At 66.5% G+C, this 13983-nt stretch carries 11 protein-coding genes; 8 read left to right on the top strand and 3 right to left on the bottom strand.

Translation table 11 applies throughout. From position 1 onward, the window contains the following. Window positions 1-4 precede the first annotated feature (4 nt). Both dxs and D5041_RS05935 read left to right on the top strand, forming a co-directional pair. Entirely contained in the window at window positions 5-1900 is a 1896-nt protein-coding gene (dxs, locus tag D5041_RS05940; RefSeq protein WP_265284083.1) for a 1-deoxy-D-xylulose-5-phosphate synthase, read from the top strand. A 152-nt stretch (window positions 1901-2052) separates the two neighbouring features. Further along, on the top strand, window positions 2053-3135 hold the full coding sequence (locus tag D5041_RS05935; RefSeq protein WP_265284082.1) for a TRAP transporter substrate-binding protein: 1083 nt from the start codon (window positions 2053-2055) through the stop codon (window positions 3133-3135). Here D5041_RS05935 and D5041_RS05930 read toward each other — a convergent pair. Together D5041_RS05930 and D5041_RS05925 are read right to left on the bottom strand one after the other, a co-directional pair. After that, window positions 3132-5519 carry a 2OG-Fe(II) oxygenase gene (locus D5041_RS05930; RefSeq protein ID WP_265284081.1) on the bottom strand — a complete coding sequence of 796 codons (2388 nt, stop codon included), beginning with the start codon at window positions 5517-5519 and terminating at the stop codon, window positions 3132-3134. The two genes, D5041_RS05935 and D5041_RS05930, sit on opposite strands and share 4 nt — an antisense overlap. Window positions 5520-5578: 59 nt before the next feature. Beyond that, complete coding sequence (locus D5041_RS05925; RefSeq protein ID WP_265282545.1) at window positions 5579-6541, bottom strand: Bug family tripartite tricarboxylate transporter substrate binding protein; 963 nt, start codon at window positions 6539-6541, stop codon at window positions 5579-5581. A 428-nt stretch (window positions 6542-6969) separates the two neighbouring features. Between D5041_RS05925 and D5041_RS05920 the strand changes: the two genes are divergently transcribed. The 6 genes from D5041_RS05920 (at window position 6970) to D5041_RS05895 (ending at window position 12874) form a co-directional block, all read left to right on the top strand. Continuing rightward, window positions 6970-7461 (top strand): universal stress protein, encoded by a 492-nt coding sequence (locus tag D5041_RS05920; protein ID WP_029554391.1) that lies wholly within the window; start codon window positions 6970-6972, stop codon window positions 7459-7461. Between the two features lie 101 nt (window positions 7462-7562). Next, complete coding sequence (pncB, locus tag D5041_RS05915; protein ID WP_265282544.1) at window positions 7563-8783, top strand: nicotinate phosphoribosyltransferase; 1221 nt, start codon at window positions 7563-7565, stop codon at window positions 8781-8783. A gap of 47 nt (window positions 8784-8830) precedes the next feature. Continuing rightward, window positions 8831-10282: a sodium:proton antiporter gene (locus D5041_RS05910; RefSeq protein ID WP_265258005.1), complete on the top strand. Its 1452-nt coding sequence runs from the start codon at window positions 8831-8833 to the stop codon at window positions 10280-10282. An 18-nt stretch (window positions 10283-10300) separates the two neighbouring features. Continuing rightward, window positions 10301-11296: a 2-hydroxyacid dehydrogenase gene (locus D5041_RS05905; protein ID WP_265284080.1), complete on the top strand. Its 996-nt coding sequence runs from the start codon at window positions 10301-10303 to the stop codon at window positions 11294-11296. Window positions 11297-11421: 125 nt separating this feature from the next. Continuing rightward, complete coding sequence (locus D5041_RS05900; RefSeq protein ID WP_265258006.1) at window positions 11422-11754, top strand: type II toxin-antitoxin system RelE/ParE family toxin; 333 nt, start codon at window positions 11422-11424, stop codon at window positions 11752-11754. Continuing rightward, window positions 11747-12874 (top strand): helix-turn-helix domain-containing protein, encoded by a 1128-nt coding sequence (locus tag D5041_RS05895; protein WP_265258007.1) that lies wholly within the window; start codon window positions 11747-11749, stop codon window positions 12872-12874. The genes D5041_RS05900 and D5041_RS05895 overlap by 8 nt, the downstream gene beginning before the upstream one ends. 10 nt (window positions 12875-12884) lie before the next feature. Here D5041_RS05895 and D5041_RS05890 read toward each other — a convergent pair whose 3' ends face one another. Continuing rightward, window positions 12885-13823, bottom strand: a complete 939-nt coding sequence (locus D5041_RS05890; protein WP_265258008.1) for a cation diffusion facilitator family transporter — start codon at window positions 13821-13823, stop codon at window positions 12885-12887. Window positions 13824-13983: the final 160 nt, after the last annotated feature.

Here is a 13983-nt window from a genome sequence, read left to right as displayed (position 1 = left end):
CGCCATGTCCATGCCGTCCTTTCCCCTGCTCCAGACCATTGATGACCCTGCGGATCTGCGCCGGCTCACGCGCGCAGACCTCCAGACCCTGGCCACGGAACTGCGTGGCTTCATGCTCGAGAGCGTCTCGCGGACCGGCGGCCACCTGAGCTCCAACCTGGGAACGGTGGAACTGACGCTGGCGCTGCACCATGTGTTCGACACCCCGCACGACCGCCTGATATGGGACGTGGGCCACCAGACCTACGCGCACAAGATCCTGACCGGCCGGCGCGAGCGCATGCACACGCTGCGCCAGCTCAACGGCATCTCGGGCTTTCCGCAACGCACCGAGAGCGCGTACGACGCCTTCGGCACGGCGCATTCGAGCACCAGCATCTCGGCCGCGCTGGGAATGGCCATGGTCGCCAAGCGCCAGGGCGAGAAGCGCCACGCCGTGGCCGTCATCGGCGACGGCGCGATGAGCGCGGGAATGGCCTTCGAGGCGCTGAACAACGCGGGCGTTGCGGACTGCAACCTGCTCGTGATACTCAACGACAACGACATGAGCATCAGCCCGCCGGTGGGCGCGCTCAACCGCTATCTGGCGCAGCTCATGAGCGGGCAGTTCTACGCCGCGGCCAAGAACGTGGGCAAGACCGTGCTGGGCCCCATGCCCCCCTTGCTGGAGTTTGCCAAACGCCTGGAGCAGCAGGCCAAGGGCATGGTGGTGCCGGCCACGCTGTTCGAGAAATTCGGCTTCAACTACATCGGGCCGATCGACGGGCATGACCTCGATTCGCTGATCCCCACGCTGGAGAACATCAAAAGCCTCACGGGCCCGCAGTTCCTGCACGTGGTGACCAAGAAGGGCCAGGGCTACAAACTCGCCGAGACCGACCCCGTGGCCTACCACGGCCCGGGCCAGTTCGACCCCGCCGTGGGGCTGGTCAAGGGCAGCGCCGCGCCCCGGCTCAGCTTCACGCAGGTCTTCGGCCAGTGGCTGTGCGACATGGCGGCGCAAGACGCGCGCCTGGTCGGCATCACGCCCGCGATGCGCGAGGGCTCGGGGATGGTCGAATTCGAAAAACGCTTTCCCGAGCGCTACTACGACGTGGGCATCGCCGAGCAGCATGCCGTGACCTTTGCCGCCGGAATGGCCTGCGAGGGTGCCAAACCCGTGCTGGCGATCTACTCGACCTTCCTGCAACGCGGCTACGACCAACTGATCCACGACGTGGCCTTGCAGAACCTGCCCGTGGTGTTTGCGCTCGACCGCGCGGGCCTCGTGGGCGCCGACGGCGCGACGCACGCCGGCGCCTACGATATTGCGTTCCTGCGCTGCATTCCCAACATGAGCCTGGCCTGCCCCGCGGACGAGCGCGAGTGCCGCCAACTGCTGAGCAGCGCCTTTGAACAGAACCACCCCGTGGCCGTGCGCTACCCGCGCGGCAGCGGCGCCGGTGTGGTGCCCCTGGACGGGCTGGATAGCCTGCCGTTCGGCAAGGGCGAGATCCGCCGCGAGCGCAAGGCAACGCCGCCGGCCAAGGCGCCGCGCATTGCCATCCTGGCGTTCGGCAGCCTGCTCTACCCCGCGCTGGAAGCGGCCGAGGCGCTCGACGCCAGCGTGCTCAACATGCGCTGGGTCAAGCCCCTCGACGAGGCCCTGCTGCGCACGGTCGCCGAGCGGCACGACGCCCTGGTCACGCTGGAAGAGGGCTGCGTCATGGGCGGCGCCGGCAGCGCGGTCACCGAGGCGCTGAACGCCGCAGGCATCGTGCGCCCGGTGCTGCAACTGGGTCTGCCCGACCAGTTCATCGGGCATGGCGACCCGGCCAGGTTGCTCGCGCTCCAGGGGCTGGACGCGGCAGGCATCGGCGCGGCGATCGCCGCACGCTTTCCCGCACACGGCGCTGCCTGATTGCGCGCCGGCATGCGGTGCGGTTTGCCCGGGAAAACCCGCGAAAGTCCCCGGGACCATGTTCCTACAATGGGCCCGGGCAAGACCCCCCGTGGCACAACACAACGCGGACTGCCCAGGCTTTGCAATCAATGAATCGGAGAAGAAATTCCATGGATCGTCGTTCAATCATCAAGCACGCGGGCATCGCCGGTGTTCTGGCCGCAGGCGCAGCGCCCGCCGTGCACGCGCAGGCCGCCATCCGCTGGCGCCTGGCATCGAGCTTTCCCAAGTCGCTGGACACCATCTTCGGCGCGTCCGAAGTGTTCACCAAGGCCGTGAAGGCGATGTCGGGCGGCAAATTCGAGATCTCCGTGCACGCCGGTGGCGAGTTGATGCCGCCCTTCAGCGTGGTCGATGGCGTGCAGGAAGGCACCGTGGAAATGGCGCACACGGTGCCGTACTACTTCTACGGCAAGAGCCCGGCGTTCGCACTCGGATCGGCCATCCCCTTCGGCTTCAACGCACGCCAGATGAGCGCCTGGATGCTGCATGGCAACGGCCGCAAGCTGATGAACGAGTTCTACAGCGCCTACAACATCATCAGCTTTGCCGGCGGCAACACCGGCGCCCAGATGGGCGGCTGGTACCGCAAGAAAATCGAATCCCCCGCCGACTTCAAGGGCCTGAAGATGCGCCTGGGTGGCGGCCTGATCGGCGAAGTGATGCAAAGGCTCGGCGCCGTGCCGCAGAGCATTCCCGGCGGCGAGGTCTACCAGGCGCTGGAAAAGGGCACGCTCGACGCCGCCGAGTGGATCGGCCCCTACGACGACCAGAAACTGGGCTTCAACAAGGTCGCCCCGTACTACTACTACCCCGGCTGGTGGGAGGGCGGACCGGAAATAAGCCTCTTCATCAACAACAAGGCCTTTGACGGCCTGTCGGCCGAGAACAAGGCCATCGTCGAAGCCGCCTCCCACCTGGCCCATACCGACATGCTGGCCAAATACGACGCGCTGAACCCCACGGCCCTCACGCAACTGGTCGCCGCCAAAACCAAGGTGCTGGCGTTCCCGCAAGCCGTGCTCAAGGCAGCGTTCAGTGCCTCGATGGAAGTCTTCGCGGAAAACGACACCAAGAACCCCGCGTGGAAAAAAATCTACGCCGACATGCGCGTCTTCCAGCGCAGCCAGATCCTGTGGTTCCGCTTTGCCGAAGGGCACTACGACAACTTCATGTCCACGCAGAAGATCTAATCGGGATTCGACGGCCCTGCACCTTCCCCGGCCGGGCCGCCGTTCGTGCCGTCGGCCTCCATGCGCGCGCACTTGCGCAGATCGTCCATGCGCTGTTGCGCGCCCCGCTGGTAGCTGGCCTGGTTCTTGGTGCAGATCAGGCTGTACGGCCTTCCGACTTGGCTGGTCTCGCAATCCAGGTCGCACGCCGCTGTGCGGATGCTGTCCTCCACGTGGCCGCGTACCGCCTGGCCCGCCTTGAGGACGCACCTCTCGCGCTGCGGGTCCTCCAGGAAGCGCCCCAGCTCGGCGCAATCGCGGCAAGCGCAGCGCAACGAATTCGCTCGCGCAAAGTCCTTCGGGGGCTGCAAGGACTCGCCGATGCGCTTGCGCAGATGCGTGAGGCACGCGGCACGCATGCGCTGCACGCTGGCCATCTGCACCATGGACGCACGCTCGCTCAGCGCCAGAACGGCCGGAACGAGCACCGCGTCCAGGTCATAGGGCACGGGATGCTGCAGGACGTGCGCGAGCGCGAGTGCGTCGAGTGCCGGCGCGTCGATCCCTGCGAGCATCCTGAACAGGTCTTCAACCAGGCCGGACGTGACGGGTTCCGGGCGGCGGGAGTAGCCGGGGCGCGCGGGGTTGGTGCGTTGCCCGGTCAGCGTCTGCACGAGCACCGTCGCGGCGGGGTGCAGCAGTTCGGGAGAATCACCGAACGGGCCACTGCTGCACATGTGCAGCAGCAAATCGGCGCAGATACCGGGAATGGGCTGCGCATTCCAGGCAATGATCTGCCCCACGCACTCTGCCACGCGCGCAGCAGGCAGAAGGCGCGCGGCACCGGCCAGGGCCTTGTTTTCGCCGCCGTTGTATATCCCCGGCAGGATGGACAACAGGGCGTCGAGCGACTCCGTGTCGCGCAGCTGCGCCAGGCTCTTGAGCATGCTGTTGACCTTATCGGCGGAATTGGCCGCGAAGCTGTCTTCCACTCCCGGCCAGTCGCGCAGCATGCACGCTGCGAGCGCATGCGCTTCGCACCAGAGGGGCGCGCCCTGATCCGCGCCACTGCGTTCCCAGCGTGCAGCCAGGTCCCGCAAGTACGGCAAGGTCACATGAAGGCCGGCACTGCTCAGCACGTCCATGCGTTGCGCCCGGGGCCACAGCACGAAGGCGGCCTGCCGGTAAGTGCGCTCCAGGGTCGCCCCGGCGTTGCCGGTGGCCTCGTGGAAATGCTGCTCGTCAGGCTCGAGATCGTCGAAGTATTCGGGAGGGCAGAGCTCGTCCTCCTGGAAAGGCAGGGAATGGATCGCCGGCCGGCTCCCGTCGGGGTGCCGCCAATCCGATACCGTGAGATCCCTTTCGATGATGTCGCCGACCTCGTAGTCTTCGCCGTCGCCGTCATCGTCGTCCTCGCCCTCCTCGTCCTCGTCCCAGTCACGATGGCGGCGGCCGTAGTCGCGCCCGTAGCCGATGTACTCGGCGCTTGCCATCTCCTCGATCGATACCAGCGCCAGGTACAGCTCGCAATCCGCTTCGGCGGCAGCGCGCACGAGCACGCTCGCGGCAGCGGCGTCGGCGTTCTTCAATGCACCAAACGCCAGCTCCGCCTGCGTGTACGCGTGCTCCAGCGGGTAGATCACTTTCTTCGGCGCGCCGCCATCGGCCACGTCCTGAGCCTGGGCGTCGTCGCCCCAGCGCCGCAGCAACGCGGCAATCGCAGATTGCTCCTTGTCGTACACCGGTGGCGCCGACGCTTGGCGCCCCTTGGTGCGCACGAGGTTGTAGATGAGGACCGGGCGAAACCCCGATGTGACGGGGCGTACCTCGTGCACGCAGTCCGCGTAGAACGTGGCAAACGACACCACGGCCGAGTCACTGCCCCCCAGATCGAGGCACACCTCACGCCCCCGGTGGCGGACGACGAGTTCCCCGCCGCTGCTCGCCGAGGGCAGCGCCAGCACCAGGGTGGCGAACATCCCCGGGGCCTTCTCCGTGTCGCGGTGCTCGACGAAGAAGCTCCCGGTGTCGTAGATCAGCAGCTTGTACAGCTGCGCCGTCACGGGGGCGGTCACCCCCAGTCCGTCTGCTGCCTGAGCAACGATGCGCTCCAGCGTCCGGGGCCAGTCGTCCCCGGAGAGATGGATGCGGTCGGCGTCGATCTGCCAGGTTCGCCGAACCGCAGTATCGACGAGCGTATCTTCGCCGCGGCCATAGGGCGCGCGATCGGCTGCGCGGACCAGCGCATCGCCCTGAACGTCGAGCAGGGGTAGCGCGATGCGGCCAACGCCATCCACGTCCAGATTCGGCATGATGATCGCGGTTCGGCCCGAGGCGTAGAAATCGCCGTGGCAGCGGATGGTCGAAATGATTTCCGCCAGTTTGCGGGTGATCTCGTTCTGCAAAACTCGGTCTCCTTGGGTTTCAGCTTGCACAAAGGGGGCATTCTCTGCCCGGGCACGGCTCACTCATTTTTGATTCCCAGCTCGCGCACCAGGCTGCCGTAGCGCGCGGCGTCGTCGCGCAGCAGCCTGGCAAAGTGCTCCGGGGTGTCTTGCACGATCTCCACGCCAAGCGCTTGCATGCGGCTGCGGACCTTTGGCTGGTCCAGCGCCTTGTTGATTTCGGCGTTGAGTTTGTCCACCAAGTCCCGGGACATGTTTGCCGGACCGAAGACCCCGTACCACACGCCGAGCGCGTAGCCGGGCAGCGTTTCGGCGAGCGTTGGCGCGTCGGGCAGCAGCGGCGAACGCCGGGCCTCGGTCACGCCCAGCAGGCGCAGCTTGCCGGCCCTGACGTGCGCCAGCGTCTGCGTGCCGGCCGAGAAAAGCACCTGCGTCTGGCCCGCCACGGTGCCCAGCACGGCGGGCGCGCCGCCCTGGTACGGCACGTGCAGCATCTGCACGCCGGCGGCGCTCTCGAACAGCGCGGCGCTCAGATGGTTTGTCGAACCGGGGCCGGCCGATGCGTAGGCCAGCCGGCCAGGGTGGGCCTTGGCGTAAGCGATGAGCTCCTGCACGTTCGTCGCCGCAACGGACGGGTGGAGCACCATGGTGTTGATCACGTTCGCCAGCTGCGCAATGGGCGTGAAGTCCTCGACGCCGCGGAAAGGCATGGTCGTCATCAGGGCCGGGTTCATGGCGTGCGTGCTCATCGAGCCGATGAGCAGCGTGTAGCCGTCGGGCCGGGCCCGGGCAACGAAATGCGAGCCTATGTTGCCGGACGCCCCCGCACGGTTGTCGACGATCACCGCCTGATCGAGCGACTTGGTGAGTTGCTCGGCCAGCGCGCGCGCCAGAATGTCCGCCGAGCCGCCGGGCGCCCAGGGAACGACCAGGGTGATGGGCCTGTCGGGCCACGCGGCGGCCCATTGCGCGCAGCCGCAGAGCGCGAGCCAGGCGATGCCACGGCGGATGCGGGAGAGCATGGAGCACACCCGCCCCTTCTTCAGGACCCGTCGGGCAAGCCCGCGCCCGCCTGCCCAAGACAGGTCCGCCTTCCGGACCGTGACCGACTGCGGCGTTTTTGCTCCAGGAAGATGCGCATGCAGCGCGCTGCCTTTCATGTCAATCCACTGTGATCGCTTTGAAAATCCGATTGTGCCGCAATCAGATGCACAAAAAATCACCAGAGAAATAAATGGAAACCCGGACTTCCCGAGGAGACGGCATGGATGCCTCCCCCGCAAGGGCGCGCCGCCCAGGAGACGCGGGCCGGTCGGTGCGATGCGGATGGCGCCCGCCGCGGTGCAAGAATGCGCTACCGCAGGCTGCGCGACGGATGAGGGCCAAGCCCAGTGCTTGGCGTGCACAGCGCCCGGGCGGGGTCAACGAACCAACGGATGGAATGCACAGCATGCTCAAGATACTCATTGCCGTGGACGGCTCGGAACTCTCCCTGGACGGCGTGCGCCACGCGCTGACCCTGATACGCCAGGGGCTCGCGGCCACCGTGGTGCTGGCGCACGTGCAGGAGCCCGCCACGCTGTACGAAATGGTCACGGTGCGCGACCCGGAACTGATCGCCGCCGCCAGCCTCGAAGCCGGCGAGCACCTCATGGCCCGGGCGCGTGCACTGCTGGAGGCGGCCGGCGTCCCGTGCGAGACCGCGGTCGGCGTGGGCGACGTGGCGCACACGCTGGTGGACATGATCGAGCGCTCGGGCTGCGACCTGGTCATCATCGGCGCCCGGGGGCAGGGAGCCATCAGCAGCGCCCTGCTGGGCTCGGTGTCGCAGGAAGTCGCGCACGCCAGCCCGGCTCCCGTGACCATCGTCAAGCACGCCGAGGCGCCGGAGGCCGCCGCTGCGGACAACGCCGCCGAAGACGCCGAAGACACCGGGGTCTGAAAACAGGCCCCGGGCCCGCAACCCTGCCCGGCGGCGTCCCCGGATGGCCTACACTTCGCGAGCTTCGCGTCCGGTCTGCGGACCTTGGAGCCGCCCTGCCCATGATCATCACCAGCCTGCTCGACACCGACCTGTACAAGTTCACCATGATGCAGGTGGTGCTGCACCAGTTTCCGGGCGCGCAGGTCGAGTACCGCTTCAAATGCCGCAACCCTGGCGTGCAACTGGCGCCGTTCGCCGAAGAGATCCGCGCCGAGATCCGCGCGCTGTGCAGCCTGCAATTCCAGGACGCCGAGCTCGCCTGCCTGCGCTCGATGCGCTTCATCAAGAGCGATTTCGTGGACTTTCTCGGGCTGTTCCGGCTCAACGAGAAATACATCCACGTCACGCCCCGCAGCAACGGCGAGATCGACATCAGCATCCGCGGGCCCTGGCTGCACACCATCTTGTTCGAGATACCGGTGCTGGCGATCGTGAACGAAGTCTACTTTCGCAACACGCAAAAGGTGCCGAACTTCGCCGAGGGCCGCCGGCGCCTGGACGACAAGATCGCGCTCTTGCAGGCCGACGGCCTGGCGCAGCTCAAGATCGCCGACTACGGCACGCGCCGGCGCTTCAGCCGCGCCTGGCACGAGGAGGTTTTGCGCTCTCTGGTGGCCCGGCTGGGAACCGGCGACCAGCGCCCCGGAGCGCCCGCCGGCCCGGGGCAGTTTGCCGGCACCAGCAACGTGCTGTACGCGATGAAGCTGGGCGTGACGCCGCTGGGCACCATGGCGCACGAATACCTGCAAGCCTGCCAGGCGCTGGGCCCGCGGCTGCGCGACAGCCAGGTGTTCGGCTTCGAGATCTGGGCCAAGGAGTACCGGGGCGACCTGGGAATCGCGCTCTCCGACGTGTACGGAATGAGCGCCTTTCTGCGCGACTTCGACCTCTATTTCTGCAAGCTCTTCGACGGCGCACGGCACGACAGCGGCGACCCCTTTGACTGGGGCGAGCGCTTGCTCGGGCATTACCGCCAGCACCGCGTGGACCCGCGGAGCAAGACGCTGATCTTCAGCGACGCGCTCACGGTCGCGCGCACCATCGATCTGTACCAGCAGTTCCGCGGCCGCTGCCAGCTGGCGTTCGGCATCGGCACCCATCTGACGAACGACCTGGGCAGCCCGCCGGCGCATGAGCCACTGCAGGTGGTCATCAAGATGGTGCGCTGCAACGACCAGCCGGTGGCCAAACTCGCCGACTCGCCGGGCAAGGGCATGTGCGACGACGAGAAGTACCTGGCCTATCTGCGCCAGGTGTTCGATATCCCTGCGCCGGCGTGAGCCAGGGCGCCCGGGTTTTTTTTGACCATCCGATGAATACAAGACCCATGAACCCTGCGCGCGCACGAATTGCTCTGACCCGGCTCGCCGGACTGAAATGCGCCGGCCCCTGCGCCGCCCTTCTGGCGGCGTTGCCGGGCACGGCCCGCGCGGGCGAGATCGACGGCAGCACGCTGTCCTTGCTCTGGGGCGTTCCCTTTGCGGGAATCCTGCTGTCGATTGCGCTCCTGCCGCTGCTCGCGCCGCACTTCTGGCACCACCATTTCGGCAAGGTCGCGGCGGCGTGGGCGCTGGCGTTCTTGCTGCCTTTTGCGGCCCGCTTCGGACCCGGGGTGGCGGGCGCGGGTCTGGTGCACGTGCTGCTGGCCGAGTACCTCCCGTTCGTGCTCCTGCTCACCGCGCTGTTCACCGTCGCCGGGGGCATCCATATCCGGGGCAACCTGCACGGCAGCCCGGGGGTGAACACGGCCATCCTGGCCATCGGCGCGCTGCTCGCCAGCTTCATGGGAACCACGGGCGCGTCCATGCTCATGATCCGCCCGCTCATCCGCGCGAACGACGACCGCCAGCACGTGGCGCATGTGGTGGTGTTCTTCATCTTCATCGTGTCCAACGCCGGGGGCTCGCTCACCCCGCTGGGCGACCCGCCGCTGTTCCTGGGCTTTCTCAAGGGCGTGGATTTCTTCTGGACCGCGGGCCATATCTTCCCGGAGACCCTGTTCCTGGTGGGCGCGCTGCTGCTGATTTTCTTTGCGCTGGACTCGTGGTACTACCACCGGCGCGAAGAACTGCTGCCGCGCGACCCCACGCCGGACAACCGCGCCATCGGTTTCGACGGCAAGGCGAACTTCGTTCTGCTCGGCGCAGTGGTGGCGCTGGTGCTGCTCAGCGGCATGTGGAAATCCCCGGTGTCCTTCAACATCGCGGGAACCGACGTCGGCCTGCCCGGCGCCGTGCGCGACGTGGGCCTGATCCTGGTGACGCTGGCGTCGCTGCGCATCACCCCCGGGCAGGTGCACGAAGACAATCGGTTCGGCTGGGCTCCGATGCAGGAAGTGGCGATGCTGTTTGCGGGAATCTTCCTGACCATCACCCCGGTGATCGCCATGCTGCGGGCGGGCGCCGAAGGCCCGTTCGCTGCCGTGATCGCGGCGGTCACGCGGCCCGACGGAGCGCCCGATCCGGCCATGTACTTCTGGGCCACGGGAATACTCAGTTCATTTCTGGACAACGCGCCCACCTACCTCGTCTTCTTCAACACCGCCGGCGGCGACGCGGCGGCGCTCATGACCCGGCTCGCGCCCACGCTCGCGGCGATCTCCGCGGGCGCGGTGTTCATGGGAGCCAACACCTACATCGGCAACGCCCCGAACCTGATGGTCAAAGCGATTGCCGAGGACCGGGGCGTGAAGATGCCCGGTTTCTTTGGCTATATGCTGTGGGCGTACTGCGTGCTGCTGCCGCTGTTCGGCGTCATGACTTTCATCTGGTTCCGTTGATTTGATTGGAGACATCCCATGAGCCTGCCCCGGATCCTGGTCACCCGCGCGATCTTCCCCGACGTCGTCGAACGCCTGCGCGCGCATTTCGAGGTCGAGGCGAACCCCGAGGACGCCATCTGGACCCCTGCCGAACTGGCCGCCCGGCTGGCCGACAAGGACGGCGCCTTTACCACCGGCAGCCAGCGCATAGACGCCGCGCTGCTCGCCTCCGCGCCGCGCCTGAGGATCGTCGCCAACATGGCCGTGGGCTACAACAACTTCGACCTGGACGCAATGAACGCCGCCGGCGTGCAGGGCACGAACGCGCCCGACGTGCTCACCGAAACCACGGCCGACTTCGGTTTTGCGCTGCTCATGGCGACCGCGCGCCGCATCACCGAGAGCGAGCACTACCTGCGCGCCGGCCGATGGACGCAGTGGAGCTACGACATGTTCGCCGGCGCCGACATCCACGGCAGCACGCTGGGAATCATCGGCATGGGCCGCATCGGCCAGGGAATTGCGCGGCGCGGCGCGCATGGCTTTGGCATGCAGGTGCTCTACCACAACCGCTCGCGCCTGACGCCCGAGTTGGAAGCGCAATGCAAGGCCACCTACCGGGACAAGCAAGACCTGCTGCGCAGCGCCGACCACGTGGTGCTGGTGCTGCCCTACAGCGCTGCGTCGCACCATCTGATCGGCGCGGCGGAACTCGCGCTGATGAAGCCCGGCGCGACGCTGGTGAACATTGCGCGCGGCGGCATCGTCGACGACGCCGCGCTCGCGCAGGCGCTGCGCGCACGGCGCATCGCTGCCGCGGGGCTCGACGTGTTCGAAGGCGAACCGCAGGTGCACCCGGACCTGCTCGCGCTATCCAACGTGGTGCTCACGCCGCATATCGCCAGCGCCACCGAGCCCACGCGCCGCGCCATGGCCAACCTCGCGGCCGACAACCTGATCGCCTTCTTCGACGGGCGCGGCGCGCTCACGCCGATCAATACGCCCAACGCCACGGCGCGCCAAGGGGGGTGAGGGGGATCGATCCTGGCGCAAGAGACGCGCGCTGATGTCGCACGATTCCTTTTGGCAAACGGGCTTTCCTTGATTTACCAATCTGGTAAACTCGGTGATTCGCTCAATCGAATCAAGGAGCGTTCTTGGAAATTCGATTCAAGGACAAGCGACTACGGCAACTGTGTGAGGAGAAGAGTGCCGTCGCAACGAAGAAGCTTGGAGACTCCGGAGCACGCAAGTTGCGCGCTCGTTTGGCAGATTTGACGGCAGCCTCGTGCGCGAGCGATCTGTACGCAGGCCATCCGCATCCGCTCAAAGGAGATCGGCTGGGACAGTTTTCTCTGGCGCTTGATGGCGGCAGGCGTCTGGTCTTTGCGCCAGCCAATGACCCCGTTGCACGTCGGGAAGACGGGGCCATTGATTGGTCCGCCGTGACCATCGTATGTATCGAATTTATTGGGGACTACCATGACTGAAGCGCTTGAAATGGACACTGCTTTTGCGCCGCAATGGGTGTCGCCGCCAGGGGACACCATCCTGGACCTGCTGGAGGAGCGTGGGTGGACCCAGCAACAACTGGCGGATCGTCTCGGCTTTTCTCCCAAGCATGTGAATCAGCTGATCAACGGCAAGGTGCCTTTGTCCGAAGATGCGGCCATACGCCTCCAGAACGTGCTGGGCGCTCGGGCCGGCTTCTGGCTGACCCGGGAGGCGCAGTACCGGGAGCGCGTAGCGCTGCAAGACGCGGCGCAGCGCCACGCCACCATGGTACCGTGGCTTGAACGCTTTCCAATCAAGGAGCTGATGGATCAGGGCGTGCTCGTCAAGCGCCGGCTCAGTGCCAAGACAAAGCCGGATCTTGTGGGAGAACTGCTGGCCTTCTTCGGTGTTGCGAGCTCCGAACAATGGGAACGCCACTATGGACAAATGGAAGTCGCGTTCCGCCGCAGTCGCGAAGACCAAGCGGATGTTGCCGCCATTTCGGCGTGGTTGCGGATCGGTGAACGGGAGGCCGAAAAAGTCGATGGGCCTCGGTACGACGAACTGCGGTTGCGCCAAGCGCTGGAGAAAATCCGGGCGCTGACCCATCAACCGCCGCAGGAGTTCGTCCCCGAACTGCAACATCTGCTGCGTGAAGCTGGCGTGGCTTTTGTGCTCGTTCCAGCACTGCCGAGAGCGCATGTCTCTGGTGTGGCGCGCTGGCTCAGTCCACATCGCCCGCTGATTCAGTTGTCGTCGTACGGAAAAACCAACGACAAGTTCTGGTTCAGCTTCTTCCACGAAGCAGCCCACATCCTGCTGCACAGCCAGCAGAAGAACGCGGTGTTCCTCGACGATCCCGACCACACGGGCCGGAGTTCCGATAAAGAGGGGGAAGCCAATGCCTGGGCACGCGACTGGCTGATTCCGCCACAGCATGCCCGCGCCATGGAAGAACTGCCTCGCACCCGTGCCGCCGTGCAGGCGTTTGCAAAACAGGTTGGCGTTCACCCGGGTATCGTGGTCGGCCGCATGCAGCACGACCGACTGTTGGACATCAGTTGGCTGAACGACCTCAAAGTCAGGGTCCTCTTTGCCCAAGCAGACCGGACCTGACGCCCCCTGATCACTCCGCACCGCCCTGCAAGCCAGCACCATACGTCTCCATATCGGCAGGCAATAACTCGATGGTCGCGCGCAGACCGGGCACGGCGCGCATCAGGGCCTGCTCGACCTGGCCGCGCAGTTCGGCGGCATGGCGCAGGCTCCAGTCGGCCGGCAGGTGCAGGTGCAGGTCAACGAACTGGCGCTGGCCCGCGCGGCGGGTCGATACGTGGTCGAAGCGCACGGCGCCGGGCGGCTGCAATTGCACGAACTGCTGCAGCGTGGCGTCGATGCGGACCTGCGCTTCGGGCTCGACAGCGCTGTCCATCAGGCCCTGGGACGAGCGCCAGACCAGTTCCACGCCTTCCTTGAGGATGTTCAGCGCCACCCCGATGGCCGCCAGCGCGTCCAGCCAGAGCCAGCCGGTGAGGGAGACACCGACAATGCCGACCAGCACGCCGGCCGAGGTCCAGACATCGGTGACCAGGTGGCGCGCGTCGGCCTCCAGCGCGATCGAACGGTGCACGCGCGCCGAGCGATACATCACCCAGGCGAGCAAGCCATTGAGCGCCGAACTGAGCACCGACAGCCCCAGGCCCCAACCGACCTGCGCGATCGGCTGCGGATCCAGCAGCCTGTGGCCGGCGGCCCAGAAAATGCCCGCCGACACGCCCACGATCAGGATGCCCTCGAAGCCGGAGGAAAAGTATTCCGCCTTGTGGTGCCCATAGGGATGGTCGTCGTCGGCGGGGCGCTGCGCCACCGTCACCATCGCCAGTGCAAACATGGCGCTGGCCAGGTTGACGAACGACTCCATCGCGTCCGACAACAGGCCCACCGAATCGGTGACGTACCAGGCCAGCGTCTTGAGCGCAATCGTGACCAGCGCCACGGCCACCGAGGCCCACAGCAAATGGCGCGGGGTCAGCCAGCGGTACGGGGCGGTGGCGCAAGTGGGCATGGGGCTTGTCAGGTGGGGTTGAGGAAAACCCTGATTACACCAGAGCGGGGAGCGCGCATGGCTGCGCGGTGCCGGCGCAAACGGAACGGGCGAACTTTCCGGCTGCTGAAAACGGCTTGCCGGCGTTTCACCACCGGGACAACGATGCGTGGTCTTGGCC

This window comes from Verminephrobacter aporrectodeae subsp. tuberculatae (genome assembly GCF_026127385.1).
In the GTDB taxonomy this organism is placed as follows: domain Bacteria; phylum Pseudomonadota; class Gammaproteobacteria; order Burkholderiales; family Burkholderiaceae_C; genus Acidovorax; species Acidovorax aporrectodeae.
This window is presented reverse-complemented; position numbering and strand designations above follow the sequence as displayed.